A 26302-nucleotide genomic window follows, 5' to 3' on the forward strand; every position below is an offset into this window, starting at 1 on the left:
GAAGCGGACACGGGCCGAAAACCGGCGGAAGGCCGCCGAAGATCGATGCCGAATTTCTGAAAGAAGGATCATCGTGGACGTCACCAAGCAGGTCGGCCGCCGGATCCGAGTGTGCGCGGTCGCCGAACTCCCGGACGGGGAGGCTGTCCGAATCCCACGCGAGGAGACGGGGACCGGCGATGCGATCGCCGTGTTCAACGACGGCGGCGAGTTCTTCGCCCTCAACGACACCTGCACCCACGCCCAGGGCTCGCTGGCCGAAGGGTGGGTCGAGGACGGGGAGGTCGAGTGCCCCGTGCACAGCGGCGTCTTCTGCCTGCGCACCGGCGAGGCGCTGGCCATGCCGGCCTCCCGCGACACCGTCGGCCACCCCGTGGAGGTCAGCGGCGGCGAGGTGTGGCTGATGCCGGGCGCCAGCTCTTGACCTGCGCCGCCCGTCCGGAAAGGAGCCCACCATGAAGCATTCCGACCTCCCCCGGAGCGTCGTGGTCGTCGGCGCCGGCCTGGCCGGGTTGAGCACCTGCGAGCGGCTGCGCGAGCTGGGGTACGACGGGCGGCTGACCCTGCTCGGCGCCGAGGAGGAACCGCCGTACGAGCGCCCCGCGCTGAGCAAGGACCTACTCCAGGGCAAGCGCTCGGCCGGCGAGGCGCTGCTGCGCCCCGAGGGCTGGTTCGCCGACAAGGCGGTCGACCTGCGGCCGGGCGTCGCGGTGCAGCGGATCGCGCCGGCCGAGGGCCGCGTCGTACTGGCCGGCGGCACCGCCGAGCGGGCGGACGCCGTCGTCCTCGCGATCGGCGGGCGCCCGCGCACCCCGCGGGTGCCGGGCGCCCCCCATCCGGAGCTGCGGACGCTGCGCACGCTGCGCGATGCCGAGGCGCTGCGCGAACGGCTGGCCCCCGGCGTCCGGCTGGGCGTGGTGGGCGCCGGCCTGGTGGGGGCCGAGGTGGCGGCCAGCGCGGTCGCGCTGGGCTGCTCGGTGACCCTGCTGGCCCCGAACCCGCACCCCCTGGCGCGGGTCCTGGGCACCCGACTGGCCGGCGCCCTGCACGATCAGCACCGCGCGAACGGCGTGCGGGTGCTGGAAGGCGCGCTCGCCGCGGTCGAGGACCTGGGCGAGGGCGTGCGCCTGCGCCTCGGGGACGGGCGGACCGTGCCGTGCGACGTGGCGGTCGTCGGCGTGGGCATGGTCCCCGACGTCGCGCTGGCCGCGGACGCCGGCATCGAGACCGCGGGAGGCGTGCTGGTCGACAACGCCCAGCGCACCTCCAACCCGCACGTCTTCGCGGCCGGCGACGTCGCCCGCACCCGGGGTCCCGACGGCGTCCTGCCGCCGAGCGAGCACTGGGACGCGGCGCTGAACGAGGGCCGCGCCGCCGCGGCGGCGATCCTGGGCGGTCCGGTTCCCGCGCCCCGTTCCCCCTGGTTCTGGTCGGACCGGTACCAGACCCATCTGGAGGTGGTGGGCCAGGTGCTGGACGCCGAGACCACCGCGGTGCGCGGCGTGTACGCCAGCGACTCGTTCTCCGCGCTGGCCGTGCGCGACGGCCGGTGCGTGGGTGCGGTCGCGGTGAACCGGCCGATGGACGTCCGGGCCGCGCGCCGGCTGATCGAGCGCGGACGCCCCGTGGACCTCGCCCGGCTCGCCGACGAGTCAGTCGACCTGCGCGCTCTCACCCGGGCCTGAGGCCGGGCCCGCCCGGACCGCTCCCGGCCCGGACACCGAACGACCCGACAGCACTCGAATACTCAGGGAACAGGATCTGCGATGACCGCGACCAGCGAGGCCTCCCGGGCCCCCGAGGCGCCCGCCGTGGCACCCCGGCCCCCTTCCGCGTGGCGGACCCAGTGGTGGGTCGCCCTTCTTGCGGTGTACTGCTTGGCGTTCGGCGTTTTCGCCGGCGCCCGATTCATCACATTTGACCCTTCTCTTTCGGTCGCCGTCGCACGGCCGGGCTACGACTGGCACTATCCGGTGCTCGCGATTCACGTCCTCACGGGCGCCGTCGCCGTCATGCTCGCCTGGCTCCAGGTGTGGCCGTGGCTGCGCGAAAACCACCCCAAGATCCACCGCAGAATCGGCTGGGTGTATTTCCTGGGCGGCGTCATTCCCTCGGCCGTTCTGGCCTTCCCGGTGTCGATCATGACGATCTTCGGCCAGGGGCTGCGCTACGCCTTCCTGGCGATGTCCACCCTCTGGCTGATCACCACCGTGGCCGGGTTCGTGGCGGTGCTGCAGCGCCGGTACGAGGACCACCGGCGGTGGATGATCCGCAACGTGGCGATGACCACCTCCACCATCACGGTGCGCTTCCTGCAGCCGCTGGCCATCGGGGCGACGACCTGGCTGCTGCCCGGAACCTACGCGGGCCAGGAGCACCTGGTGATGGTCGAGGGCGCCGTCGCCGGGCTGTGGGCCTCCTTCGTCGGCCACCTGCTGTTCGTCGAGTGGTTCGTGCTGCGCCCGCGCCGCCGGCGCCGCCGCGCCGAGCGGTCCCGCCGCCCGGTCCGGGCGGCCGCCGCGGGGACCTGACGGCGATCCCGCGATGACGGCGCGCGGCGCCCATTACCCGGCCTCGGCCCGCCGGGCAATGGAAATCGATAAATGAGAGCGACGACCGGCGTACTTCGTTAATTCAGTCCCAACTCAATTATCCGGTCCCACCGCCCGCCGTCTGCAGTACCATTTATTTGATTTGAGAACGCCATAGCCAAATCCCAGAGGTCGGCGAAAACGACCATAAGGGAAATGTGTCCACGGCCCGGCTCGACGCTGCCGGGAATTCCCTCGGTACCCTCCGCGGCGGTGCGCCCGAGCCGGATGCCTCGATTGGAGATCGACGTGACAACCAACCCGAACGAGGCCGTGGGCGACACGTCGGCCACGGTGACACCCCGGCAGTGGATGGCGCTCTTCGTCATCGCCGGCGCCTTCGTCCTCGATGTCAGCGGACTGGCCGTCCTGAACGCCGCGCTGCCGGCCATCGGGACGAGCTTCACCATCGACGACTCCACTCTGCAGTGGGCGATGACCTCCTACGCCGTCACCTTCGCGGGGTTCCTGCTGCTGGGCGGCCGGCTGGCCGACGTCAAGGGCCGGCGCCCGGTGTTCATCGCGGGCGTCGCCCTGTTCTGCGTGGCGGCGCTGGTGGGCGCCATGGCGCCCAACGCGCTCGTGCTGATCCTGGCCCGCGCCGCGCAGGGGCTGGGGGCCGCGCTGTCGGGTCCGGCGGCCCTGGCGCTGCTCACCGAGGTCTTCCCCGAGGGGCCGGCGCGCAACCGGGCCATGGGGATCTACACGGCCGTGGCCGCGGCGAGCTTCAGCGGCGGCATGATCCTGGGCGGGGTCCTCACCCAACTGCTGGGCTGGCGCTCGACCTTCATCTTCTCCGTCGTGCTCGGCGTGGCGGTCCTGGCGCTGTGCAAGGTCGCGCTGCCGCCCGGAGTGCGCAACGACCGGTCGCTGGACGTGCCCGGTGCCGTCCTGGTGACCCTCGGGCTGGCGTTGATCGTGTTCGGTCTGACCCGCGGCGCCGAGGTGGGTTGGGGCGATGCCACCACCGTGGTGCCGCTGGTGGTGGCGGTCGCGCTGCTGGGCGCGTTCGTCGCCTGGGAGCGGCGCGTGGCCGAGCCGCTGGTGCCGTTCTCCATCTTCGGCGGGGCGCCGGTCCGGGCCGCCGCCCTCGCGGCGTTCACGCACTTCGCCTCGGTCAACTCGATGCTGTTCTTCGCGCCGCTCTACATGCAGAACGTCCTGGGCTACAGCCCGCTTCAGTCGGGCCTGGCGATCGTGCCGATGGGCCTGTCCGTGGTGATCCTGTCCAACGTCACCGGCCGCCTGCTCCACCGGGTGGGCCAGGGCCCGTTCATGATCTACGGGATGCCGCTGATCGGCCTGGGCATCCTGACCTGGATGTGGACGGGCGACGACACCAGCTACTGGCTGCTGCTCCCCGGCATCCTGATCATGACTCTGGGCCAGGCCACCACCTTCCCCGCGCTGACGGCCGCCTCCCTCACCGGAGTCCCCCAGCCCCAGCACGGCATCGCCGGCGCGGTCAACGTCACGGCCCAGCAGATCGGCTCCAGCGTCGGCATCGCCGCGCTGGTCGCCGTCGCGGCGGTCGGCACGGTGCCGGGCCCCTCCGGCGAGGTCGCCGGATACCACCTGGCGTACCTGACCGCGGCGATCGGCACTGTGGTCGGCTCGGTGCTGATGGCCATCGTCCTGCGCGGCGACGGCCGGGCGCGGCCGCACGCGGCCGCCGTGCCGGCGGCCCCGGCCGAGCAGCCGCACGCGCGGCCGGTGGAGAGCGGGACCACCGACCGCTGAGCCGCCCGCTCGGCCACCCCCTTCGAAGTCCGGCCGGGCGGCCGGCGCACCCGCCGGCCGCCCGGCCGCACCGCGGAGACCTCGCACCGTCCGCGCCGGTCCGGGTGACCTCTGGCACCCACGGCAGGACGGCGGTTCCGCACGTCCGGTGAGACTACGCACAGTGATCAGATGACTGCGAACCAGTGAGAGGAGTCGACCGATATGGGCGCCACCCCACCCTGCCGGACCCGGGTCGTCGTGACCGGGCTCGTGGCCGCCGCCCTGCTGGCGGCCTGCGCAACCCCTCCGGCGGACCCCGCCCCCCGGGCCGAGGCCGACGCCTCACCCGGGGAGGAGCAGCGCGCCCGCAGCGTGCGCACCGTCAACGCCTTCTACCGGTCCCTGCAGGACCGCGACATCGACCACCTGTCGACGCTGTGGACCACCGACGCCACCTACCGGATGCCCACCTCCCTGGAAGGGCCGCCCGGGGAACTCGTCGGACGTGAGGAGATCGTCTCCGCGCTGGACGACTTCATCACCCGGTTCGGGGAGACCCACTTCACCTGGCAGGTCGAGCCCATGCTCGACCCCGGCCAGGTCATGGCCGTGTGGTCGTGCGACATCGATCTGCTGCGGGGCGGCTCCTACCGCAACGAGGGGGTGGCCATCTTCGAGATGAGCGGCGACCGCATCGCGGTGTTCCGCGAGTACTACGACACCGCGGCCTTCCATGACGCCTTCTAGCCACCGGTACGGCGCCCGGGCGGACGGACTCCGCCCCGGGCGCCGTTGCGCGCGGCGCCGCTAGAAGGCCAGGGCCTGGGCCCGGCGGCGTACCTCGGTGCCGCGGTTGGCGGCGATGGCCTCGATGGGGGTGCCGGGCAGGGTGTCGTCGGCGGTGAACAGCCACCGCAGCGCCGCCTCGGTGTCGTAGCCGCAGTCGGCGAGGACGGTGAGGGTGCCGGGCAGGCCCTTGAGGACGTCGTCGCCGGCCACGAAGGCGGCCGGGACGGACAGCTCTCCGGACCGCACCACGCCGAGCAGGCGGTGGTCGCGGATCAGCTGCTTGACCTTGTTGGGGCTGACGCCCAGCCGGGAGCCGACTTCCTTGGCGGACAGCCATTCGCCCACGAGGGCGTCGGTGTCGCGGTCGATCTGTGTCACGTCTGCCAATGTCCCACATTCCGGGGGCGGACAAACCCGCGCTCAGCGGTACCGGCCGCGCGGCGGCCGTCCCGGCCGGGCGCCCGGGGCACCGGCCGCGTACATTGCATACAACGAGAGGTACAGTGGACGAAACACCCGCGAGACCCGAAGTCGGGCCTTGCGGGACATGCACCCGCGGGAGCCCGGTGAGCCGGGCTGAGAGGGAGACCGGAACGTCTCCGACCGCACGAACCTGATCCGGGTCATGCCGGCGAAGGGAGTGGAAGCGATGACCGATGTCGTGATCGTCGGCGCGGGGGTGGTCGGCCTGGCCACCGCCTGGCGGTGCGCCCAGCGCGGCCTGGCCACCGTCCTGGTCGACCCCCGGCCCGCCGGCGGCGCCACCCGGGTGTCCGCCGGGATGCTCACCCCCACCACCGAGGCCGCCTACGGCGAGGAGGAGCTGGTCCGCTTCGCGCTGCGCTCGCGCGGGCTCTACCCGGCCTTCGCCGCCGAACTGGCCGAGGCGTCGGGCGCCGACCCCGGCTACCGCGCCGAGGGCACCCTCCAGGTCGCCTTCGACAGCGACGACTGGGCGCAGCTGCGCGAGCTGCTGGCCTTCACCGAGCGGCTGGGCGTGCGCACCGAGCGCCTGACCTCGCGCGAGACCCGCCGCCTCGAACCGATGCTCAGCCCCGCCGTGCGCGGCGCCCTGTACGCGCCCGACGACCACTCGGTGGACCCCAGGCGGCTGGCCGCCGCGCTGCTGCGCGCCGCCGAGCGCGCCGGCGCGCGGCTGCTGCGGCGGCGGGCGGAGCGGCTGCTGCTGACCGCCGACGGCGCCGCGGCCGCCGGTGTGCTGCTGGACGACGGCACCGAGCTGCGGGCCCGCCAGGTGGTGCTGGCCGCCGGGGCCGACTGCGGCGAGCTGGCCGGGCTGCCCCGGGGAGCGGTGCCGACGATACGGCCGGTCAAGGGCCAGATCCTGCGGCTGCGCGCGCCCGCCGGCTTCCTCACCCGCACCGTGCGCGGGCTGGTGCGGGGCACCCCCGTCTACCTGGTGCCGCGCGACGGCGGCGAACTGGTGCTGGGCGCCACCCAGGAGGAGCTGGGCCGCGACGAGCGGCTCACCGTCGGCGGGGTGTGGCAGCTGCTGCGCGACGCGCGCGAACTGGTGCCCGGCGTCGCCGAGCTGGAGATCACCGAGACCGCGGTGGGGCTGCGCCCCGGCGCCGCCGACAACCTGCCGCTGCTCGGGCCCACCGCGCTGCCGGGCCTGCAGTTGGCGGCCGGGCACTTCCGGCACGGCGTGCTGCTGGCCCCGGTCACCGCCGAGGTGATGGCCCACGCCGTGGCGGAGGAGAAGCTGCCCGACCACGCACGCGAGTTCGCCGCGACCCGCACCGCCGGGACCGCCGCGAGGACGAAGGGATGAGGCCGATGCGGGTGACCGTGAACGGCGAGACGCGCGAGATCGACGCCGGCAGCAGCGTGGCCGAGGTGGTCGCGCTGCTGACCTCCGCGCCCAGCGGCGTCGCCGTGGCGCTGAACGGAGAGGTCGTCAGCCGGGGCGCGTGGGAGCGCACCCCGCTGGCGAGCGGCGACCGGGTGGACGTGCTCACCGCTGTACAGGGAGGCTGACGTGACCGCGCAGACCACTTCCTCCCCCGCGCCCCCGCACGGCGCCGGGGAGCCCGACGACGCCCTGGTGATCGCCGGCGAGCGCTTCGGCTCGCGGCTGGTGATGGGCACCGGCGGCGCCCCCTCGCTCCAGGTGCTGGAGGACGCGCTGCTCGCCTCGGAGACCGAGATGACGACCGTCGCGATGCGGCGCATCGACCCGGCGCAGACCGGCTCGGTGCTGGACGTGCTGCGGCGGCACGGCATCCGGGTGCTGCCCAACACGGCCGGCTGCTTCACCGCCGCCGACGCGGTGCTGACCGCGCGGCTGGCCAGGGAGGCGCTGGAGACCAACTGGGTGAAGCTGGAGGTGATCGCCGACGAGCACACCCTGCTGCCCGACCCGGTGGAGCTGCTGGAGGCGGCCGAGCGGCTGGTCGACGACGGCTTCGTGGTGCTCCCCTACACCAATGACGACCCCGTGCTGGCGCACCGGCTCGAGCAGGTGGGCTGCGCGGCGGTGATGCCGCTCGGCGCGCCGATCGGCTCGGGCCTGGGCATCCGCAACCCGCACAACATCGAACTGATCGTGGAGCGCGCCGGCGTGCCAGTGGTGCTCGACGCCGGGATCGGCACCGCGAGCGAGGCGGCGCAGGCGATGGAGCTGGGCTGCTCGGCCGTGCTGCTCGCCACCGCGGTGACCCGCGCGCAGCGCCCGGCCGTGATGGCGCAGGCCATGCGGGACGCGGTGCGGGCGGGCCGGCTGGCCAGACGCGCCGGGCGGATCCCGGTACGGCGCTATGCTCAGCCCTCGTCACCTCCAGTGTGAGGTGCCGCCGACCCGAGGAGGCCCGAGATGACCACGTTGACGGTACTCTGCCCGTACTGCCCAATTCGCCCGTAAACTCGGCCCGTGGACACGACGCTCGCGGACCCGCTCATCGGAGCCATGCTCGATGGGCGCTATCGCGTTGAGTCGCGCATCGCCCGAGGCGGCATGGCCACCGTGTACGTGGCCCAGGACCTGCGGCTCGACCGCAGGGTCGCGCTCAAGGTGATGCACCCGTCGCTGAGCCTCGACGAGCGCTTCGTGGCGCGCTTCATCAACGAGGCCAAGTCGATCGCGCGGCTCACCCATCCCAACATCGTGCAGGTCTACGATCAGGGCACCGACCAGGGCCAGGTCTACCTCACGATGGAGTACGTCCCCGGGCGCACGCTGCGCGACCTGCTGGCCGCCCGGGGCCGGCTCACCGCGGCCGACGCGCTGCAGGTGCTGGTGCCGGTGCTCGCGGCGCTGGGCGCCGCCCACCAGAACGGCATCGTGCACCGCGACGTCAAGCCCGAGAACGTCCTCCTCACCAACGACGGCCGGGTCAGAGTGGCCGATTTCGGCCTCGCCCGCACCGTCGACGGCGACGAGCAGCGGCACACCGCCGTCGGCTCGGTGATCGGCACCGCCGGCTACATGCCGCCCGAGCAGGTCACCCTGGGCCGCACCGACGCCCGCGGCGACGTCTACTCGGCCGGGATCATGCTCTACGAGCTGGTCACCGGCGCGCTGCCGCACCAGGGCGACTCCCTGATGGCCGTGTCGTACCAGCACGTCAACACCGACGTCCCGCCGCCGTCACGCGCGGTGCCCGGCCTGCCGGCCTCCATCGACCGGCTGGTCGCCGAGGCCACCGACCGCGAGCCCCAGCGGCGCCCGGCCAACGCCATCCAGCTGCTGGCCGGGGTCTTCGACGCCTACCACAACCTCCCCGGCACCGGCGAGCAGCCGCTGATGCGCCAGCTCGGCTACGCCGCGGTGGCGGCGGCCACCGACCCGCCCGCCGCCGGCGACCGCGGCACCTACGCCGCCACCCAGCTGGTCGGCATCACCTCCGACGACGACCCGCGCACCCAGACCCTGTCCGGCGTGCTGCGGCCCATCGTCGACGACGACTACGACGACGATTACGACGACGACCTCGACGACGACTACGACCCGCCGCCCCGGCGCGGGTCCCGGCGCCGCCGCCGCGCGATGCACCCGTGGCTGGTGCCCGGCATCGCCATCGCGGCGGCGCTGGTGGTGCTGGTCGGCGGTATCGCCTGGTGGCTGGCGGCCACCTCGACCACGGTCACCCCCGACCTCACCGGCATGACCGAGGAGCAGGCGGTCGCGGCCGCCGAGGATGCCGGCCTGACCGTCGAGGTGGGCGAAGCTTCCTACAGCGACGACGTGGAGCCCGGCCTGGTGGCCGCCTCCACCCCCGAGGCCGGCACCGAGGTCGACAGCGGCAGCGTGGTCACCGTCTCCCTCTCGCAGGGGCCGCAGTTCGCGCCGGTGCCCGACGTGGTGGGCCGCACCCTGGACGAGGCGCTGGCCATGCTGGAGGAGGCCGGCCTCGACCAGGTCGAGCAGGAGGAGGCGACCTCCTTCACCGCGCCCGAGGGCACCATCGTCGCCGTCACACCGTCGGTGGGCAGCAACGCCGACCGCGGCGAGCCGGTGGTGCTCCAGGTCAGCACCGGCTTCGAGATGCCGAACCTGGTCGGCATGAGCCGCCCCGACGCCGAGGCGCGCCTCAGCGAACTGGGCATGCAGGCCACCTTCACCGAGCGCGAGGACGACAGCGCGCCCGCCGGCCAGGTGCTGGAGCAGACCCCGGCCGAGGGCGAGGGCGTCAACCGCGAGACGGCGGTGCAGCTGGTGGTCTCCTCCGGGCCCGCGATGGTCACCGTGCCCGACATCCGCAACTGGAACGAGGCCGACGCCGTCGCCGAGCTGCAGCGCCTGGGCCTCCAGGTCCAGGTGCACCAGCTCTTCGGCGGCGGGCAGGTCTACAACTGGCAGCCGCAGGGCCAGGTCGAGCCCGGCACCCAGATCCAGATCTGGACCTCACCGATCGGCGGCGGGGGCGGGCCGGGCGGGGGCGGACCCGGCGGAGGAAACGGCGGAGGCGGCCGCGACGACGACTGACGGCCGGGCGGCGGGGCGCTCCCCCGCCGCCCGGGCCCGCGCTCACAGCAGCGGCGGGCCGTCGCCGTCGTCCTCCTGGTAGGAGTAGCGCTGCTCCCGCCAGGGGTCGGCGCGGTTGTGGTAGCCGCGCTCCTCCCAGAAGCCGCGCCGGTCGCGGGTGAGGTACTCCACGCCGCGCACCCACTTCACGCTCTTCCAGCCGTACAGCCGCGAGACCACCAGCCGGACCGGGAAGCCGTGCTCGGGGCTCAGCTCCGCGCCGTCGCGGCGCAGCGCGAGCAGGGTGTCGCGGTGCAGGAAGTCGCCGAGCGCCATGTTGGCGCTGTAGCCGTACTCCGCCCAGACCATCACGTGGGTGGCCTCGGGGGCGGGCGGTGCCAGCTCCACCAGGGTGGCCGGGGCGACGCCCTCCCAGTGCACGTCGGGGATGGTGAACTTGGTGACGCAGTGGAAGTCGGCGGTGACGGCGGTGCGGGGCAGCTCCCGCAGCTGCGGCCAGGTCAGCCGGTGGGCGGCGCCCGAGGCGGTGGCCCCGAAGACGCGCAGGTCCCAGCGCTCCTCGCGGAAGGCCGGCACCCTGCCGTAGTGCAGGACCGGCCAATTCCGAGGAACGTGCTGCCCAGGCGGAATCCGCCGCTCCCCCACGGGCCCCTCCCCTGCGGTGCCGGTGCCGCCGCTCCGTCGCGGCGGGTCCGTGCTGCCATCCTGCCATCCGGCGTCTTGACGGTGTACCGACGGGTGCTGCTGCTCTCGGCCGGTCATGCGCTATGGTGATTCACATGCGGCGCAGCTACTGGCGTTTTTTTGGCTACCGGTCCGAGGACAGGACGGTCGCCCGCCAGACGCTGCGCTAGACGGACGACCGACGAAGAGCCCCGGGCCACACGGCCCGGGGCTCTTCGTCGTTTTCCGCCCCCACCAGCCCGAGGAGCCCCACCGGGCGCCTCCGCACAGACAGGAACCCAGCCGCCATGCCAAGCGCATCCACCACAGCCGACGCATCAGCCAAGCTCGTCGCCGTCATGGCGCCCGGCGCCGGTCCGGACGACGCCGCCGAGGTCGTGCGCGCGGTGACCGCCGATGGCGGCCGCGCCCTGGCCAGCCGCGGCGGCGGCCGCACGCTCGTGGGCCTCACCGGCACCGCGCGCACCGGGCCCGAGCGCCTGCGCGCGCTGCCCGGGGTGGCCGACGTGGTCGCGGTGACCGCCCCCTACCAGTTGGTGAGCAGGCAGACGGCGCCGGAGCGCACGGTGGTGCGGGTGGCCGGGGTGCCGATCGGCGGCGACCACCTCACCCTGATCGCGGGCCCGTGCGCGGTGGAGACGCCCGACCAGGCCCTGGCGGCGGCGCGGATGGCCAAGGCGGCGGGGGCCGCGCTGCTGCGCGGGGGCGCGTACAAGCCGCGCACCTCGCCGTACGCCTTCCAGGGGCTGGGCGAGGAGGGCCTGCGCGTGCTGGCGGACGTGCGCGCCGACACGGGGCTGCCGGTGGTGACGGAGGTGGTGGACCCGCGCGATGTGGAGCTGGTCGCCTCCTACGCGGACATGCTCCAGGTGGGCACCCGCAATATGCAGAACTTCGCGCTGCTGCAGGCCGTGGGGGCGGCGCGGCGGCCGGTGCTGCTCAAGCGCGGCATGAACGCCACCATCGAGGAGTGGCTGCTGGCCGCGGAGTACATCGCCGAGCGCGGGAACCTGGACATCGTGCTGTGCGAGCGCGGTATCCGCACCTTCGAGCCGGCCACCCGCAACACCCTGGACATCAGCGCGGTGCCGGTGGCCCAGCGGCTGTCGCACCTGCCGGTGATCGTGGACCCCTCGCACTCCGGCGGCCGCCGCGACCTGGTGCTGCCGCTGTCGCGGGCGGCCGTGGCGGTGGGCGCCGACGGTCTGATCGTGGACGTGCACCCCAGCCCGGACGCCGCGCTGTGCGACGGCGCCCAGGCGCTCACCGGAGCCGACCTGGCCGAGCTGTCGCGCACCCTGGAGACCCTGCCGGCCCTGCTCGGCCGCTCGCTCACCCCGGCGCCGCAGGCGCCGGCCGCGGTGGCCGGGCTGGCTCCGCTGCCGGGCTAGCGGGCCGCGGCCGCGGCCGGCGCCGCGGCGGCGGACGGGGCGTCGGCCGGCGCCGGGGCGGTCTTCGGCTCGGCGCCGGCGGTGGCGCCGGGCCGGTGCAGCTTCGCGGTGCCGGCCAGCCGCTCGGCCAGCTCCTCGACGTCGAGGCGCTTCTCGATGGCGTGCAGCTCGGGCAGCTTGGCCGCGGTCTCGACCTGGCGGGGCGTCAGCAGGGTGCAGCAGTCCTCGTCGGGCAGCTCGGAGATGGCCAGGGTGCGCAGCCGGCGCGCCTCGGCCATGATCTCGGACTTGTCGAAGCCGACCAGCGGGCGCAGGATCGGCAGCCGGACGGCGTCGTCGAGCGCGGTGAGGTTGGTGAGGGTCTGGCTGGAGACCTGGCCGAGGGAGTCGCCGGTGATCAGCGCCTCGGCGCCCAGGCGCTCGGCCAGCGCCTCGGCGGTCTTCAGCATCAGCCGCCGCTGCGCCACGATCTGGAGCTTCTCGGCCCCGGCGTTCTTCAGCGACTGCTGGGCCTTGCCGAAGGCCACCGTGAACAGCCGCGAGCCGGACTGGAAGCGGTCCAGCTCGCGGACCAGGCCGTAGGCCTTGTAGATGGACTCCGGGCCGGTGAAGGGCATGCCCGAGAAGTGCAGGAAGTCGACCTTGAGGCCGCGCCGCATCATCCGGTAGGCGGCGACCGGGGAGTCGATGCCGCCCGACATCAGCACCAGCGCGCGGCCGCTCATGCCCACCGGCAGGCCGCCCTGGCCGGCGATGCCGTCGGTGAAGACGAACACCTCCTGCTGGTCGGCCTCGACGAACACGCTGTTGTCGGGGTGCTTGAGCCGCACCGGCAGGCCGTAGGCGTCCTGGATCCGGGAGCCGATCAGCACGGCGAGGTCGGAGGAGTTCATCGGGAAGCTCTTGTCGCGGCGGCGGGCGCGCACCGCGAAGCTGCCGGAGCGCCCGGCCATCATCCGCACCGCGGTGGCGGCGACCAGCTCGGGGTCGCGCGGCACCCGGCGGGCGACGTGGACCCAGACGATGCCCATGACGTCGCCGACCCGCTCGGCGGCCGCGGCGATCTGCGCGTCGGCGGCCCCGGGCATCCGCACCACCACGACGCCCTTGCGCTGCCAGAGCTTGACCTCGCCGAACTCGCGCAGCGCCGAGCGGATGTTGTTCTGCAGCCGGCGCTCGAACAGCTCGCGGTTGCGCCCCTTGAGCACCACCTCGCCGAGCTTGAGCAGCAGGCAGGACTCGCCCTCGGCCGGCGGCTCGGCTCCGCCGGAGCCGGGGTTGCCGCGCAGGCGGTGTGCGGGCTTGGACGACATGGCCACCTCCGGCGTCGGGACAGGGGACGGCCGCGGGCGCGGCCCTCCTCCAGTATCGGCCCATTCCGAGCCCGTTCGATCCGTTCTCCCCGGCGGCCGGGGGGCGGCCGGGAGGATCAGGCCGGGACGACCTTGCGGGAGCCGTCGCGCGCCTCGATCACCACGGTGCCCTTGGGGCCGTAGGCGCGGGCCGCCCGGGCGAAGGCGCGCAGGTCGACCTGGCCGGGCTCGAAGGAGATCGTGCGCAGCCGCTCGCCCCGCCGCTCGCCGCGCCGCACCTGCTGCACGACGCCGATCTCCCCTCTGCCCTGGTCGCGTTCGGCCCGGGTGACCAGGATCGCGCCGATCTCGCGCCACGGGATGGGGCGGTCGCCGAGCCGGATGCCGCGCCGGTCGACGCGGACCAGGGTGCGCCGGCCGAGGCGCAGCCCGCTGATCATCAGCGGCACCGCGCAGAACAGCAGCGGCACGATGAGGGTGCCCGCGCCGAGGGAGCCGGGCAGCCACCACCAGGTCAGCACCGTCGCGCAGCCGAACAGCGCCAGCGCCCAGACCAGCCAGATCCGCGCGCCGATGGCGGGCCGGTCCTTGTGGACGACGTAAGGGGCGCCCTGGCGGCGCGATCCCGTCATGATGACGCTCCCTGTTGGAAAGGTGCTGTCAATCTAGCGACGCTTTCCCCCGGAAGGGAGCCCACTTTGGGTCCCGTTGACCATTCTGCCCGATACGGTCGGTGAAGAACCGGGAATCCGACCCGCCGGATCATGAAAAAGGCCCGCCGCCACGGGGATCCGGGCCGCCCGCAAGGGCACGGGCCCCTCCCGGCGGCGCACCGCCGGAAGGGGCCCGAAACAGCTCGGCCGGGAGGCTCAGCCGAAGAAGACCTCCACCTCGGCGTAGCGCTCCACCGGCACCACCTTCAGCTCGCGGGTGGCCTCGGCCAGCTCCACCCGGACCACGTCGGTGCCCTGCAGGGCGACCATCTTGCCGAAGTCGGCGTCGTGCACCGCCTCGATGGCGTGCAGGCCCAGCCGGGTGGCCAGCACCCGGTCGAAGGCGGTGGGGGTGCCGCCGCGCTGGACGTGGCCGAGCACCACCGAGCGCGCCTCCTTGCCGGTGCGCTGCTCGATCTCGTCGGCCAGCCGCTGCCCGATGCCGCCGAGCCGGACGTGCCCGAAGGCGTCCTTCTCGCCGGTGGCCAGGGCCATCTGGCCCTCCTTGGGGTGGGCGCCCTCGGCGACCACGATGATCGGCGCGTAGCGGGTCTTGAACCGGCTCTCGACGTGCGCGACCACCTCGTCGATGTCGAAGGGGCGCTCCGGGATCAGGATGACGTTCGCGCCGCCGGCCAGGCCGGAGTGCAGCGCGATCCAGCCCGCGTGCCGGCCCATGACCTCGACGATCAGCGCGCGGTGGTGCGACTCGGCGGTGGTGTGCAGCCGGTCGATCGCCTCGGTGGCGATGTTCACCGCGGTGTCGAAGCCGAAGGTGTAGTCGGTGGCGTTCAGGTCGTTGTCGATGGTCTTGGGCACGCCCACGACCTTGACGTCGCGGTCGCCGAGCTGGCGGGCCACCCCGAGGGTGTCCTCGCCGCCGATGGCGATCAGCGCGTCGACGCCGAGCCCGGCCATGTTGTCCTTGACCCGCTCGACACCGCCCTCGATCTTCATCAGGTTGGTCCGCGAGGAGCCCAGGATCGTGCCGCCGCGCGGCAGGATGCCGCGCACCGCGGCGATGTCGAGGGGCATGGTGTCGCCCTCGAGCGGCCCGCGCCATCCGTCGCGGAAGCCGACGAACTCGTACCCGTACTCCTGGATGCCCTTACGCACCACCGCACGGATGACGGCGTTGAGACCGGGGCAGTCCCCGCCGCCGGTCAGCACCCCGACGCGCATGCGTTCACTCCTCTGTGGCTTGGTGTGGCTCGGTGTTGACGTGGCTCGGCCGCCGGACCGCGCGGCGCTCGGGGCGCCCGCGGTGCCGGTGCGGCTCTTCGAGTCCTGTGCCGTAGCCGTCCGAGCCTAGTGCGCCGCGGCGCGCCGGCCGTGCCGAACCGGGAAGACCGGAGCCTGTGGGCGGGGCCGGTCCGGACGGGCGGGCTGGTAAGCGACGGGCGCAGCGGGCAGGATCATGCTCGGGGTCCAGGACTTCCAGAACTTTTGGTCTAGACCATAGTCCGTCGAGCGCCAGGAGGCCAAGCCGCATGCCCGTTCTCGCAATCGATGCCGGGACCACCGGCGTTACCGCGCTGGTGGTGAGTGACGACGGCCGGGTCACCGCCCGGGGCTACCAGGAATTCACCCAGCATTTCCCCAGGCCCGGCTGGGTCGAGCACGCCCCGGAGGAGATCTGGCAGGCCACCCTCGCCGCCGCCGGCGAGGCGCTGGCCGCCGCGCCCGCGCAGCCGACCTGCGTGGGGCTGACCAACCAGCGCGAGACGGCGGTGCTGTGGGACCGCGAGCGGCTGTCCTCGCCGCGCCGCGCGGTGGTCTGGCAGGACCGGCGCAGCACCGAGGTGTGCACCCGGCTGCGCGAGGAGGGCCGCGAGGAGCGCGTCACCGAGCTGACCGGGCTGCGGCTGGACCCCTACTTCACCGCCACCAAGTTCAACTGGCTGGCCGCGCACGACGAGCGGTCCTGGTCGGGGGTGACCGAGGGCAGGGTCGCGGTCGGCACCGTCGACTCCTACCTGGTGGCGCGCCTCACCGGCGGCGCCCGGCACGTCACCGACGCCTCCAACGCCTCGCGCACCCTCCTCTACGACATCCGGGCCGGGGGCTGGTCGGCGGAGATGTGCGAGCTGTTCGGGGTGCCGATGTCCGCGCTGCCCGAGGTGGTGCCCACCTACGGCGAGATCGGCCGCACCGACCCCGACGCCTTCCTCGGCCTGGACCTGCCGGTGGCCGGCATCGCCGGCGACCAGCAGGCGGCGCTGTTCGGCCAGACCTGCTTCGGGGTCGGCGACTCCAAGTGCACCTACGGCACCGGCTCCTTCGTCCTGGTGAACACCGGCTCCGACGCCGTGGGCGCCCGCGAGGGGCTGCTGTCCACCGTCGCCTGGCAGCACCCCGACGGCAGCCTGACCTACGCGCTGGAGGGCTCGATCTTCGTCACCGGCGCGGCCGTCCAGTGGCTCAGGGACGGCCTCGGCATGATCGACACGGCGCCGCAGACCGAGGCGCTGGCCCAGACCGTCCCCGACTCCGGCGGCGTGGTCTTCGTCCCCGCCCTGACCGGCCTGGGCGCGCCCGACTGGGACCCCGAGGCGCGCGGCGCGATCTTCGGGATCACCCGCGGCACCCAGCGGGCCCACATCGTCCGCGCCACCCTGGAGGCGATCGCCTTCGAGGTGCGCGACGTGGTCGAGGCCGTGGTGCGCGCCTCCGGGCACGACATCGCCGAACTCAAGGCCGACGGCGGCGCCTCCGCCAACAACCTGCTCTGCCGGATGCAGGCCGACCAGCTCGGCAAGCCGGTGGCCCGCCCGGTCATCCAGGAGACCACCGGCCTGGGCGCCGCCTTCCTGGCCGGGCTCGGCACCGGGGTGTGGGGCTCCACCGACGAGCTGATCGACACCTGGCGGCTCGACCAGCGCTTCACCCCCGGCACCCGCGACGACGCGGCCTACACCCGGTGGCGGGCGGCCGTGGAGCGCAGCAAGGGCTGGGCGGCGCTGTAGCGTGATGGCCCCCGCACTCCCGCGCGCCGGCTTGCGCGGACACAGCAACCTTCCGCCCGGGCCGCCGCGTAGGAGAGGGTGGGAGTCGGCGGGCCGCCACCGGGAGCGGCCGGAGAGGAATCAGGGAGCGACCTGATGACGCACCGCGACGACTTCAGCGCGTTCGTCTCCGAGCGCTCCCAGCCGCTGCTGCGCACGGCCTACCTGCTCACCCGCGACTGGGCGCTGGCCGAGGACCTGCTGCAGACGGCGCTGGCCAAGGCGTGGTCGGCCTGGCGGCGGATCGAGCCGGCCACCAGGGAGGCCTACGTCCGCAAGATCCTGGTGAACGCGTTCCTGAGCTGGCGGCGGCGCCGCTGGGTCGGCGAGGAGCCGTGGGCCGACCCGCCCGACCGGCCCGGCGCCGACCCCTACGGCGCCGTCGACGATCGCTCCGCGATCTGGCAGTTGCTGGGGCGGCTGCCGGCGAGGCAGCGGGCGGTGGTGGTGCTGCGCTACTACGAGGACCTGAGCGAGGCGCAGGCCGCCGAGCTGCTGGGCTGCTCGGTCGGCACCGTCAAGAGCCAGCACGCGCGTGCCCTGGCGGCGCTGCGCGGCCACGCCGGGACCCCGACGACAGCGATGGAGGCGTGAGGCGTGGACGACGACATCCGCGACGTGCTGCTGCGACACGTCGCCGACGCGCCGGAGAACCCCGACCGGCTCGGCCAGGTCCAGCACCGGGTGCGGCGGGCCGCCCGCCGCCGGGTGGCCGTCGCGGTGTCCGCCGGAGCGGCCGTCCTGGTGGTCGGGGTGGGCGTCCCGGTGGGCATGGAGGTGCTGCGCGCGCCCGAGCAGGCCGCCTCGTCCGCCCTCGGCGACCAGGACGGTGCCGGAGAGGGCGGCGCGGCGGCGCCCGAGGCTGTCGACGAGCCGATGGCGGCCGGCGCCGCCCTGCTGCCCGCCACCCTCCCCGGCACCGGGGGCGGGCCGCCGCTGCCGCTGGACCCGGCCTCGGTGCTCAGCCGCGAACTGGCGCCCTCGGGCTCGGCCGAGCTGCGCTTCAGCCTGGGCGCCGACGGCCGGGAGCAGGCCCTCGCGGGCGCCTGCGCCGGCGCCTCCGGCGGCCCGCTCGGCGGCACGGCCGCCTACCGGATCGAGGTGGACGGCGAGACCGTCGCCGAGGGCGACTGCGCCGGCCCGAGCACCCTGTCGCCCGCCGCCCTCGACGGCGAGGGCCCGCGCGAGGTGGTCGTCACCGTCACCGCCGAGGGGGCCGACCCCGGCGACCGCACCGAGTGGGGGGTCTACACGGCGGAGGGCTGAGGGCCCGCCGGTGCCGGCGGGTCAGTCGTCGTCCAGGCCCTGCTCCAAGGCGTAGCGGACCAGCTCGACGCGGTTGTGCAGCTGGAGCTTGTTGAGGGTGTTCTGCACGTGGTTCTGCACGGTGCGGTGCGAGAGCACCAGCCGCTGCGCGATCTGCTTGTAGGTGAGCCCCTTGGCGACCAGCCGCAGCACCTCGGTCTCGCGCTCGGTGAGCCGGGGCGCGTCCTCGTCCTCGCGCCGAGCGGGGGCGGCGGCCAGCCGCCGGTACTCCCCCAGCACCAGCCCGGCCAGCCCGGGGGTGAACACGGCGTCGCCCGCGCCGACCCGGCGCACCGCCGCGATCAGCTCCTCGCTGCTGGCCGACTTCACCAGGTAGCCGGTGGCGCCCGCCTTGACGGCGTCCAGCACGTCCTGCTGCTCGCCGCTGGCCGACAGCACCAGCACCCGCGCACCGCTCCCGGCCGCCGCCAGCTTCCCGATCACCTCGACCCCGGAGTAGTCGGGCAGCTGGAGGTCGAGCACCACCACATCGGGCCGCGCCGCCCCCACCAGCCGCACCGCCTGCGCGCCGTCACCCGCCGTGGCCGCCACCTCGAAGCCGGCCGCCGCCAGGTCGCGCGCCACCGCGTCGCGCCACATCGGGTGGTCGTCCACCACCATCACCCGCAGCGGCGCCCCGCCGCCCGTCCCACCGTCGCTCACGGGGCCAGGCTAGCCGCCCATAGGCCTCTGCAGCCGCCCAGTGTCGATCCGGCAGCTGAAAGCGCCAGCTCTTCCCCATTCGACTACTCAAGGTGCACCGCAGCAACACTCCGTGACATGGACCGGTATCGCGCTCGCTGTGGCCGGTGCCGGTCAGGCGGCTCGCGGCACCCGGAACTCGATCTCGGTGCCGGAGCCGGGCTCGGTGTGGACGGTGACGCTGCCGCCCAAGTCGCGGACGCGGCCGCGGATGGACTGGGCGAGGCCGAGGCGGCCGTCGGCCTCGGCCTGGGCGAGGCGGCCGTCGGGGATGCCGGGGCCGTCATCGCGGACGGTGACGGTGACGGCGTCGGGCTCGTCCTCCAGCAGGACCCAGGCGCGGCAGTGCGGGGGGCAGTGGCGGGCGACGTTGTCCAGGGCGGCGGCGACGGCGGCGTCGATCTCCTGGACGGTACGGGCGGGCAGCTCCACCGGGGTGGCGGGCATGGAGAGGGTGACGGAGGCCGAGGCGTGCGCGGTCAGGGCGGCGCGCAGGTCGGCCGCGCCCGAGGGGCTGACCGCGTCGGCGTCCAGGCCCACCAGGCCGCGCAGCGCCGCCTCCTGCTCCCCGGCCAGCCGGCCCAGCTCCGCCGCCTCGCCGCCCAGCTCGCTGCCCCGGCGCTGCACCAGCGAGAGCACCTGGAGCACGGAGTCGTGGATGCGGCGGGCCAGCCGCTCGCGCTCGCGGGTGGCGGCCTCCAGCCGGGCGGCGTGCGCGATGCGCCGCTCGGCCTCGCTGGCCAGCGCCGAGACGTAGCCGAGCGCGAAGCCGGCCAGCAGCAGGATGGCGACGCCGTGCAGCACGTCGGCGTCCACCCGGCCCCGGTTGAGGGTGTCGCACAGGCCGAGCACCAGCGAGCAGGCGATCGCGGCGCGCCGCCCGAAGATGACCGCGCCCGACAGCACCGGGCCGGCCACCCACAGCGTGGTGATCGGCGCCATGCTGTACACCTGCGCGGGCGTGTAGACGACCACGGTGCTGGCCAGCGCGGTGGTGGTGACGAGCAGGTCGGCCAGGAGCAGCGGCCAGGAGCGGCGGCTCGGCCGGGCGTAGCCGACCACGGCGAGCACGGTCCACATCGTCATGACGCCGACCACCGCGGCGCCCGCCCAGGCCCGCGCGTAGGCGTCCAGGTTCACCACGACCACGATCGCGGCGTAGACCAGCGAGGCGAAGCGGTAGGCCGCGATCCCCCGCCACAGCGGCTCGGCGAAGCCGCTGTCCTGCCGGCGCCGGCCGTCGGCCGGCGCGGCCTCGGCGGCCACGGCGGTTACTTCCGCGCCTTGGCCGCCTTGGCCTCGGCCTCCAGCTCGGCCTTGACGGACTGGGCGTAGCGGTCGACGTACTCCTGGCCGGACAGCTCCATCAGCGCGTACATGATCTCGTCGGTGACGGCGCGCAGCACCAGGCGGTCGCTCTCCATGCCGTGGTAGCGGGAGAAGTCCAGCGGCTTGCCGAACTTCACCCCGGGCCGGATGCCGAACTTCGGGATGATCCGGCCGGGCGGCATCATCTCGTCGACGTTGAACATCGCCATCGGCACCACCGGCACCCGGGCCTCCAGCACCAGCCGCGCCACCCCGGTGCGGCCGCGGTACAGCCGGCCGTCGGGCGAGCGGGTGCCCTCGGGGTAGATCCCGAGCAGGTGGCCGCTCTTCAGCACCCGCAGGCCGGTGTTGAGGGCCGCCTCGCTCTTCTTGCCGCCGGAGCGGTCGATCGGGATCTGGCCGACGCCGGTGAAGAACAGCCGGCTGACCAGGCCCTTGAGGCCGCGCCCGGTGAAGTACTCGGCCTTGGCCAGGAAGGTGACCTTGCGGGGCAGCGGCAGCGGCCCGAAGAAGTGGTCGGCGAAGGACAGGTGGTTGCTCACCAGGATCGCGGGGCCGGTGCGCGGGACCCGGTCGACGCCCTCGGCCCACGGCCGCCAGATCAGATGCAGGAACGGACCGAGGACCGCTTTGACCAGCCAGTAGAACACCCGAACGCCTCCCGGTTCACGACTGCACCCGCCCTCGACCGGACCTGATCATGCCACCGCCGGGCCGGCCGGACCACCGCGGGCGGCTCGGCCGTGGTGCGGCCTCGCCCCCGGGGACGGACGCGCCGGCGGTGAGGTGCGCGGACGGCCCTGGTGGGGACCGCGGCCGCCGCCGCCTGTCGGGCGTCCGGATGTTTTGCGTAAATATTAGACGCCGGGGCGCCCGGCCGCCCACGGCCGCACCGGACGCCCCGCGGAGGGGCCCGGATGCTTAGGCTTGGCGCATCGTCCCCCCGTCGCACCGACGGATCCTTCGACCGGAGGCGGCTCCCATGGCCCTTCTTCCCGGCGCCGAACCGTTCGCGCACGAAGGCGGGCCGGTCGGCGTGCTGCTGTGCCACGGCTTCACCGGAACGCCGCAGAGCCTGCGCCCCTGGGCCGAGCACCTGGCCGCGGCCGGCCTGACGGTCTCGCTGCCGCTGCTGCCCGGACACGGCACGACATGGCGCGACATGGCCGCCACCGGCTGGCGCGACTGGTACGGCGAAGCGGAGCGGGCCCTGCTCGCTCTAAGCTCGTCATGTGAGCGGGTCTTCGTCATGGGCCTGTCGCTCGGCGGCTGCATGGCGCTGCGGCTGGCCCTGCGCCACGGCGAGGGGGTACGGGGGGTGGTGCTGGTGAATCCTTCCTTGGCACCGGACACCAAGCTCTTCCTGCTCGCCCCGGCGCTGAAGTGGCTGGTGCCCTCGCTGCGCGGCGTCACCGACGACATCAAGCGCGACGGAGTGCACGAGGTCGGCTACGACCGCGTCCCGGTGCGCGCGGCCGCCACCCTGCCGGAGCTGTGGCGGCTCACCCGGGCCGGCCTGCCGTCGCTCACCCGGCCCGTCCTGGCCTTCCACAGCGCCGAGGACCACGTGGTGGGGCCGGCCAGCATGGCGGTGCTGCGGGCGGCGGTGCCCCCGCACCTGCTCACGGTCCGCGAGTGCCCGGACAGCTACCACGTCGCCACCCTCGACAACGACGCCGACGACATCTTCGCGGCGAGCCTGGACTTCGTCAGCGCGCACGCGCGGGAAAGGACCCATGAATGACCCGCCGCGGCAACGGATTGCACGCGGACTCCTACGAGCCGCTGGCCGATCTCGCCCCGGAGCACGCCGACGCCATGCTGGAGGCGCTGCGCGAGGCCGGGGTGGCGGCCTACGCCGTGCCGGCGCCGCGCCCCGGCGGCGCGGCCGTCGAGCTCGCCCCCACCGACCAGCTGTTCGTGGACTCGCGCGCGCACGAGCAGGCGGCCGAGGTGCTGGAGGCGCTGCTGCCGCTGCTGCGCGACGACGGCGACGAGGTCTCGCCGCTGGCCACCGAGATCGTGTCCGACGCCCCGGCGGTGCCCGATGAGGACGCCGTCTGGCGCGACCTCGTCGACCGCTTCAACGACGGCTCCGCCGACCGCGGCGACTGGCCCGAGCGCGAGGACCTGCCCGAGGGCTCCGACGGCGACGACGGCCCCACCGACCTCCTCGACCCGCCGGGGTCGGCCCCCGCCAGGTCCGCCCGCCGGGTGGTGCGCGGCGCCGACGAGTCCGACGCCGCCGATGACGACGAGGACCACTACACCCCGCCGCCGCCCCCGCCGATCCCCCGCGGCGACCTGGTCAGCCGGCTCGCCTGGACCGCGCTGTTCGCCGGCCCCCTCTTCCTGATCGTGGCGATGCTGGTCCGCTGGGACATGCCCGGCTGGCTGGCCTTCGCCGCCGTCGCCGCCTTCATCGGCGGCTTCGTGGTCCTCGTGCTGCGGATGGGCGACCAGCCGCCGAGCGACTCGGGTCCCGACGACGGAGCCGTCATCTAGCCGGGCGCGGCGAGGACCGCCATGACCGGCCGGTGGTCGCTGGCCGAGGGGTAGTCGGCCGCCAGGGCGGGGCCGTCGGGCACGCCGGCCGCGCGGACGGCGAGGCGGGGGTCGGCGAAGACCGCGTCGATGCGGGCGCGCGGCGCCGCCGACGGGAAGGTCGGCCCGGCGGCACCCGGCACGCACGCCGCCGTGTCGGTGAGCGCACCGGCCAGCACCGACCAGGCCGGGCCGCCGGGCGGCTCGTTCACGTCGGCGGCCAGCACCACGGGCGCGCGGTAGCGGCGCCGGGCGGCGGCCAGGCGGGCCAGCACCTCGTGGACGTGCCGCAGCCGGGGCTCGGCGCGCAGGTCCAGGTGGGTGCAGGCGGCCACCAGCCGGCCGGGCGGGCCGTCGAGCACGGCCAGGGCGAGCGCCCGCCGGTGCAGCCCGGGGTCCGGGCTGAGCAGGTGGTGCTCGACGTGGCGGACGGTGTAGGCGTGCCGGACCAGCAGCGCCAGGCCGCCGGCCCGCGCACCGGGCACCAGGCCCAGGCCGCAGCGGCGGGCCAGCCGGGCCCGCCGCCACCGCCAGCCGAGGAAGCGCGGCGCCTCCTGCAGGCAGACGACGTCGGGCGCGGCGGCGCGGACCACCCGCGCCACCGCGACCGGGTCGTCGCGCAGCGAGCGCACGTTGTAGCCGAGCACCCGGAAGTCCCGCGTGCGGGCGTCCGGGCCGGCCACCTCAGACGCGGGCGAGGTCGGCCGCCCCGATGATGCCGGCCTCGGAGCCGAACTCGGCGATCCGGATGTCGGGCACCTTGCGGAAGCTGCGGCCGGTGATGTTGCGCCGGAAGGAGGCCAGCACGGGTTCGAGCAGCACGTCGCCCGCGTCGGAGACGCCGCCGCCCAGCACGAAGCGGCCCGGGTCCAGGATCGCGGCGAGGGTGGCCAGGCCCTGGCCGGTCCAGTCGGCGACGCGCTCGAAGGCCCACACCGCGCCGGGGTCGCCCTGCTTGGCGAGGTCGGTGATCATCGCGCCCTCGATGCCGCCGACGTCGCCCTCGGCCCGCTTGAGCAGGCCCTCGGCGATGTCGGGCTGGGTGAGGGCGAGGTCCTGCGCCTCGGCGACCAGTGCCCGGCCGCTGGCGTACTGCTCCCAGCAGCCGCGCTGCCCGCAGCCGCAGCGGCGGCCGTGCGGCACCACCCGGAAGTGGCCCACCTCGGCGCCGAAGCCGAACTTGCCGCGGAACATCTGGCCGTTCAGCACGATGCCGCCGCCGATGCCGGTGCCCAGGGTGATGCAGACCAGGTAGTCCTCGCCGCGCCCGGCGCCGAAGCGGTACTCGGCCCAGGCCATGGCGTTGGCGTCGTTCTCGACCACGACCGGGACGTCGACCCGCTGGGAGAGGAGTTCCTTGAGCGGTTCGTCCCGCCAGGCGAGATTGGGGGCGAAGAGCACGGTGGAGCGGTTCTCGTCGACGAACCCGGCCGCGCCGATCCCGACGGCGGAGACCTCGTGCCGGCCGATCAGCTCCTCGACCGCGTCGCCGATCACGTCGGCGGTGGCGGCCTCGCTGCTGGCCGGAGTCGGATACCTGACCTTGTCGAGGATCCGCCCATCCTCGTCGACAACACCCGCGGCCACCTTGGTGCCGCCGACGTCGACGCCGATTGCCAAGCCCATGGACGGGCCTCCTGTCCGGATTCGTTCCGTCGCTGTTCTCATCGTGCCGCCGGATCGCTCCCGCGGCGCCGGGCCGCCCTCCCGGCCGTGCGGCCGGGAGGAGGCGTCCGGAGGCTGGTCAGGGCGCGTCGTCGCGCTCGGAGATGGCGGTGGCCCAGGGGTCGCCGCCGTCCTGCTGCTCGCGGGCCGGCCGGGGCGGCGGCGCGGCGGCGGGCTCGGCCACCGACGCCGACCAGGGGTCGCCCGCGGGCTCACCGGCGGGCCGCGCGGGCGCGGGCGCCTCGCCGGCGCCGGCGTCGCGGATGCCCGCGCGCGCGGCCGGCGCGGAGTCGAGCTCGCGGCGGTCCTCCTCGCGCAGCTCGGCCTCGCGGCGGGCGCGCAGCCGGCGCTCGTAGTCCTCGACGGCGTCGACGGTCTCGCGCAGCGCGTTGAACACGGTGCCGCCGGCCCGGCCGAGGTGGCCGAAGACCTCCGGGGCGCGGTGCCGGACGGTGCCGGCGATCTGGTCGAGCAGGGCGCGCACCGAGGGCTCGGATCCGTCGTGCGGCTCGCGGACGGCGCGCTGCCAGACGTCCTCCGAGCGGCGCAGCCCGGTGGCGCGCCCGGCGGCGGAGGCGGTGTATCTGATGCCCTGGCTCACCGCGCGGCGCTGCACCGTGCTGATGAAGCGCGCCGCGCCGTCGACGAGGTCGCCGCCGCGCCCGTGGGCCGCTTCGCCGGACGGCCCGGGTTCGGGGCCGGTGCGCGGCGGCTCCGCGGGCCGGTCGGCCGGGGCGGAGCCGGCCGGCTCCTGCCCGCCGGGGCGCTCGCCGCCCGCGACGGCGGGCGCGTCGCCCGTGCCGGGCGCCGGGTGCTCCTCGTCGGCCCTGTCGTTCCTGTCCGCCATGTCAGCCATCGTCTCTCGCCCCCACGCTGTGGATCTGCAACGGTCGGCGGACCGCATCCAAAAGGGTGCGGGCCGCTACGCGGCTAACGCTCGGCCGCGGGGTGAAGTGCCTCGTGGAGCCGCTCACCCGCCGCGCTCGACCCGCCGTTTGAGCCCCTTCAGCGCGGTGTCGACGATACGCCGTTCGGCCTGCCGCTTCACCAATCCGGGCAGCGGAATCGCGATGTCGGCGGCCAGCTCGTACTCCACCTCGGTGCGGCCGCCCGAGCCGCGCAGGGTGTAGCCGCCGGCGAGTTCGGCCAGCACCGAGCCGGGCTCGGCCATCCGCCAGCGCACGCCGTCGGCGGTCCAGTCGTAGGCGAGGACGTAGCGGTCCTTGATCACGCCCGCGTCGAGCGCGAAGCGGACGCGTTCGGGGCGGCCCTCGCCATCGACGGACTCCACCCCCGCGTCCTTCACGCCGTCGGCCCATTCGGGGTAGCGCGGGAAGTCGGCGATGACGGCCAGCACGTCGGCGGTGCCGGCGTTGATGGTGATCGACGAGCGCGTCCGGTCGGCCACCGGTGCCTCCTCCCTCGCTGCGGACTCACCCGAGCGTACAGGTCCAGACCAATCGCCGGGGAGCCGCACCCGCCTCGGATCCCCCGGCACCGCAGGCGGTCCGGCACCGCCCGTGCGGGGAACATACCGGACGTAGCCGCCCAGACCTATACGCTGGAAGAATCGAGAATCGAGGGTGCCGGGAACCCGGTTC

26 protein-coding genes, 1 pseudogene and 1 riboswitch are annotated in these 26302 nt (G+C 74.6%); of the genes and pseudogenes, 15 read left to right on the top strand and 12 right to left on the bottom strand.

The features are described 5' to 3' along the window. The first annotated feature begins 73 nt into the window (after positions 1-73). The 5 genes from CLV72_RS19800 (at position 74) to CLV72_RS19820 (ending at position 5060) form a co-directional block, all read left to right on the top strand. The gene (locus tag CLV72_RS19800) at positions 74-424 is read left to right on the top strand and encodes a bifunctional 3-phenylpropionate/cinnamic acid dioxygenase ferredoxin subunit (protein ID WP_211302981.1); all 351 of its coding nucleotides are present in this window, start codon (positions 74-76) and stop codon (positions 422-424) included. Between the two features lie 31 nt (positions 425-455). Further along, positions 456-1685, top strand: a complete 1230-nt coding sequence (locus CLV72_RS19805; protein ID WP_106248612.1) for an NAD(P)/FAD-dependent oxidoreductase — start codon at positions 456-458, stop codon at positions 1683-1685. Positions 1686-1973: 288 nt separating this feature from the next. Further along, the gene (locus tag CLV72_RS19810) at positions 1974-2531 is read left to right on the top strand and encodes a DUF2306 domain-containing protein (protein ID WP_170141046.1); all 558 of its coding nucleotides are present in this window, start codon (positions 1974-1976) and stop codon (positions 2529-2531) included. 309 nt (positions 2532-2840) lie between these two features. Next, positions 2841-4331, top strand: a complete 1491-nt coding sequence (locus tag CLV72_RS19815) for an MFS transporter (protein ID WP_211302982.1) — start codon at positions 2841-2843, stop codon at positions 4329-4331. Between the two features lie 204 nt (positions 4332-4535). Beyond that, positions 4536-5060: a nuclear transport factor 2 family protein gene (locus CLV72_RS19820; RefSeq protein ID WP_106248619.1), complete on the top strand. Its 525-nt coding sequence runs from the start codon at positions 4536-4538 to the stop codon at positions 5058-5060. A 60-nt stretch (positions 5061-5120) separates the two neighbouring features. On the opposite strand, the gene CLV72_RS19825 is transcribed toward CLV72_RS19820, so the two are convergent. Further along, a complete protein-coding gene (locus CLV72_RS19825; protein ID WP_106248622.1) occupies positions 5121-5480 on the bottom strand; it encodes an Rv2175c family DNA-binding protein in 360 nt (119 codons plus the stop codon). 167 nt (positions 5481-5647) lie between these two features. Then, a riboswitch (TPP riboswitch) is annotated at positions 5648-5761 on the top strand. Here CLV72_RS19825 and thiO point away from each other — a divergent pair. From thiO to pknB, 4 genes are all read left to right on the top strand, one after another. Next, positions 5752-6897 (top strand): glycine oxidase ThiO, encoded by a 1146-nt coding sequence (gene thiO / locus CLV72_RS19830; RefSeq protein ID WP_106248624.1) that lies wholly within the window; start codon positions 5752-5754, stop codon positions 6895-6897. Its footprint overlaps the riboswitch before it by 10 nt. Before the next feature lie 5 nt (positions 6898-6902). Next, the gene (gene thiS / locus CLV72_RS19835; protein ID WP_106248626.1) at positions 6903-7103 is read left to right on the top strand and encodes a sulfur carrier protein ThiS; all 201 of its coding nucleotides are present in this window, start codon (positions 6903-6905) and stop codon (positions 7101-7103) included. A gap of 1 nt (position 7104) precedes the next feature. Then, positions 7105-7911, top strand: coding sequence for a thiazole synthase (locus tag CLV72_RS19840; protein WP_106248629.1), 807 nt, complete (start codon positions 7105-7107; stop codon positions 7909-7911). A gap of 84 nt (positions 7912-7995) precedes the next feature. Then, positions 7996-10050 (top strand): Stk1 family PASTA domain-containing Ser/Thr kinase, encoded by a 2055-nt coding sequence (pknB, locus tag CLV72_RS19845; protein ID WP_106248631.1) that lies wholly within the window; start codon positions 7996-7998, stop codon positions 10048-10050. 42 nt (positions 10051-10092) lie between these two features. Here the strand turns inward: pknB and CLV72_RS19850 are convergent, their stop codons facing one another. After that, positions 10093-10695, bottom strand: a complete 603-nt coding sequence (locus tag CLV72_RS19850; RefSeq protein ID WP_106248633.1) for a molybdopterin-dependent oxidoreductase — start codon at positions 10693-10695, stop codon at positions 10093-10095. 326 nt (positions 10696-11021) lie between these two features. On the opposite strand from CLV72_RS19850, the gene aroF reads away from it, so the two are divergent. After that, the gene (aroF, locus tag CLV72_RS19855) at positions 11022-12125 is read left to right on the top strand and encodes a 3-deoxy-7-phosphoheptulonate synthase (protein ID WP_245930322.1); all 1104 of its coding nucleotides are present in this window, start codon (positions 11022-11024) and stop codon (positions 12123-12125) included. Here aroF and thiI read toward each other — a convergent pair. The 3 genes from thiI to CLV72_RS19870 all read right to left on the bottom strand — a co-directional run bounded on the left by thiI (position 12122) and on the right by CLV72_RS19870 (position 15333). Next, the gene (gene thiI / locus CLV72_RS19860) at positions 12122-13438 is read right to left on the bottom strand and encodes a tRNA uracil 4-sulfurtransferase ThiI (protein ID WP_106248637.1); all 1317 of its coding nucleotides are present in this window, start codon (positions 13436-13438) and stop codon (positions 12122-12124) included. The two genes, aroF and thiI, sit on opposite strands and share 4 nt — an antisense overlap. A 116-nt stretch (positions 13439-13554) precedes the next feature. Further along, positions 13555-14070, bottom strand: a complete 516-nt coding sequence (locus CLV72_RS19865; protein ID WP_106248640.1) for a hypothetical protein — start codon at positions 14068-14070, stop codon at positions 13555-13557. Positions 14071-14307: 237 nt separating this feature from the next. Then, the gene (locus CLV72_RS19870; protein ID WP_106248642.1) at positions 14308-15333 is read right to left on the bottom strand and encodes a 6-phosphofructokinase; all 1026 of its coding nucleotides are present in this window, start codon (positions 15331-15333) and stop codon (positions 14308-14310) included. Positions 15334-15641: 308 nt separating this feature from the next. On the opposite strand from CLV72_RS19870, the gene CLV72_RS19875 reads away from it, so the two are divergent. The 3 genes from CLV72_RS19875 (at position 15642) to CLV72_RS19885 (ending at position 18422) form a co-directional block, all read left to right on the top strand. Beyond that, positions 15642-17117, top strand: coding sequence for an FGGY family carbohydrate kinase (locus tag CLV72_RS19875; protein ID WP_106248644.1), 1476 nt, complete (start codon positions 15642-15644; stop codon positions 17115-17117). 135 nt (positions 17118-17252) lie between these two features. Further along, entirely contained in the window at positions 17253-17750 is a 498-nt protein-coding gene (locus CLV72_RS19880) for a SigE family RNA polymerase sigma factor (RefSeq protein ID WP_106248646.1), read from the top strand. A 3-nt stretch (positions 17751-17753) separates the two neighbouring features. Next, entirely contained in the window at positions 17754-18422 is a 669-nt protein-coding gene (locus tag CLV72_RS19885) for a hypothetical protein (RefSeq protein ID WP_106248648.1), read from the top strand. 21 nt (positions 18423-18443) lie between these two features. On the opposite strand, the gene CLV72_RS19890 is transcribed toward CLV72_RS19885, so the two are convergent. From CLV72_RS19890 to CLV72_RS19900, 3 genes and pseudogenes are all read right to left on the bottom strand, one after another. After that, the gene (locus CLV72_RS19890; RefSeq protein ID WP_106248651.1) at positions 18444-19082 is read right to left on the bottom strand and encodes a response regulator; all 639 of its coding nucleotides are present in this window, start codon (positions 19080-19082) and stop codon (positions 18444-18446) included. 195 nt (positions 19083-19277) lie between these two features. Next, positions 19278-20429 carry a MacS family sensor histidine kinase gene (gene macS, locus CLV72_RS19895; protein ID WP_245930323.1) on the bottom strand — a complete coding sequence of 384 codons (1152 nt, stop codon included), beginning with the start codon at positions 20427-20429 and terminating at the stop codon, positions 19278-19280. A 17-nt stretch (positions 20430-20446) separates the two neighbouring features. After that, positions 20447-21142, bottom strand: a pseudogene (locus CLV72_RS19900) (lysophospholipid acyltransferase family protein); the annotation flags it as partial. Positions 21143-21474: 332 nt separating this feature from the next. Between CLV72_RS19900 and CLV72_RS19905 the strand changes: the two are divergent. Both CLV72_RS19905 and CLV72_RS19910 read left to right on the top strand, forming a co-directional pair. Continuing rightward, on the top strand, positions 21475-22236 hold the full coding sequence (locus CLV72_RS19905; RefSeq protein WP_106248656.1) for an alpha/beta hydrolase: 762 nt from the start codon (positions 21475-21477) through the stop codon (positions 22234-22236). Further along, positions 22233-22997 carry a hypothetical protein gene (locus CLV72_RS19910; protein WP_106248659.1) on the top strand — a complete coding sequence of 255 codons (765 nt, stop codon included), beginning with the start codon at positions 22233-22235 and terminating at the stop codon, positions 22995-22997. Before CLV72_RS19905 ends, CLV72_RS19910 begins: the two co-directional genes overlap by 4 nt. Here the strand turns inward: CLV72_RS19910 and CLV72_RS19915 are convergent. The 4 genes from CLV72_RS19915 to CLV72_RS19930 form a co-directional block, all read right to left on the bottom strand. Further along, a complete protein-coding gene (locus CLV72_RS19915) occupies positions 22994-23683 on the bottom strand; it encodes an endonuclease/exonuclease/phosphatase family protein (RefSeq protein WP_245930324.1) in 690 nt (229 codons plus the stop codon). The genes CLV72_RS19910 and CLV72_RS19915 overlap by 4 nt on opposite strands. A gap of 37 nt (positions 23684-23720) precedes the next feature. Beyond that, positions 23721-24662, bottom strand: coding sequence for an ROK family glucokinase (locus CLV72_RS19920; protein ID WP_106248664.1), 942 nt, complete (start codon positions 24660-24662; stop codon positions 23721-23723). Between the two features lie 118 nt (positions 24663-24780). Further along, a complete protein-coding gene (locus CLV72_RS19925; protein ID WP_106248667.1) occupies positions 24781-25548 on the bottom strand; it encodes a hypothetical protein in 768 nt (255 codons plus the stop codon). A gap of 123 nt (positions 25549-25671) precedes the next feature. Then, a complete protein-coding gene (locus CLV72_RS19930; protein ID WP_106248670.1) occupies positions 25672-26109 on the bottom strand; it encodes an SRPBCC family protein in 438 nt (145 codons plus the stop codon). Positions 26110-26302 lie beyond the last annotated feature (193 nt).

Origin of the sequence: Allonocardiopsis opalescens, from assembly GCF_003002095.1 — a bacterium.
GTDB classification, from domain to species: Bacteria; Actinomycetota; Actinomycetes; order Streptosporangiales; family Streptosporangiaceae; genus Allonocardiopsis; species Allonocardiopsis opalescens.

What these genes read in the sequence shown, in the direction of transcription:
- CLV72_RS19905 (WP_106248656.1), top strand. Translation starts at nt 21,475, where the DNA reads ATGGCCCTTCTTCCCGGCGCCGAACCGTTCGCGCACGAAGGCGGGCCG.
- CLV72_RS19925 (WP_106248667.1), bottom strand. Translation starts at nt 25,548, where the DNA reads ATGGCGGACAGGAACGACAGGGCCGACGAGGAGCACCCGGCGCCCGGC.
- CLV72_RS19890 (WP_106248651.1), bottom strand. Translation starts at nt 19,082, where the DNA reads ATGGTGGTGGACGACCACCCGATGTGGCGCGACGCGGTGGCGCGCGAC.
- CLV72_RS19875 (WP_106248644.1), top strand. Translation starts at nt 15,642, where the DNA reads ATGCCCGTTCTCGCAATCGATGCCGGGACCACCGGCGTTACCGCGCTG.
- CLV72_RS19870 (WP_106248642.1), bottom strand. Translation starts at nt 15,333, where the DNA reads ATGCGCGTCGGGGTGCTGACCGGCGGCGGGGACTGCCCCGGTCTCAAC.
- thiS (WP_106248626.1), top strand. Translation starts at nt 6,903, where the DNA reads ATGCGGGTGACCGTGAACGGCGAGACGCGCGAGATCGACGCCGGCAGC.
- thiI (WP_106248637.1), bottom strand. Translation starts at nt 13,438, where the DNA reads ATGTCGTCCAAGCCCGCACACCGCCTGCGCGGCAACCCCGGCTCCGGC.
- CLV72_RS19880 (WP_106248646.1), top strand. Translation starts at nt 17,253, where the DNA reads ATGACGCACCGCGACGACTTCAGCGCGTTCGTCTCCGAGCGCTCCCAG.
- CLV72_RS19805 (WP_106248612.1), top strand. Translation starts at nt 456, where the DNA reads ATGAAGCATTCCGACCTCCCCCGGAGCGTCGTGGTCGTCGGCGCCGGC.
- CLV72_RS19910 (WP_106248659.1), top strand. Translation starts at nt 22,233, where the DNA reads ATGACCCGCCGCGGCAACGGATTGCACGCGGACTCCTACGAGCCGCTG.
- thiO (WP_106248624.1), top strand. Translation starts at nt 5,752, where the DNA reads ATGACCGATGTCGTGATCGTCGGCGCGGGGGTGGTCGGCCTGGCCACC.
- aroF (WP_245930322.1), top strand. Translation starts at nt 11,022, where the DNA reads ATGCCAAGCGCATCCACCACAGCCGACGCATCAGCCAAGCTCGTCGCC.
- CLV72_RS19920 (WP_106248664.1), bottom strand. Translation starts at nt 24,662, where the DNA reads ATGGGCTTGGCAATCGGCGTCGACGTCGGCGGCACCAAGGTGGCCGCG.
- CLV72_RS19865 (WP_106248640.1), bottom strand. Translation starts at nt 14,070, where the DNA reads ATGACGGGATCGCGCCGCCAGGGCGCCCCTTACGTCGTCCACAAGGAC.
- CLV72_RS19820 (WP_106248619.1), top strand. Translation starts at nt 4,536, where the DNA reads ATGGGCGCCACCCCACCCTGCCGGACCCGGGTCGTCGTGACCGGGCTC.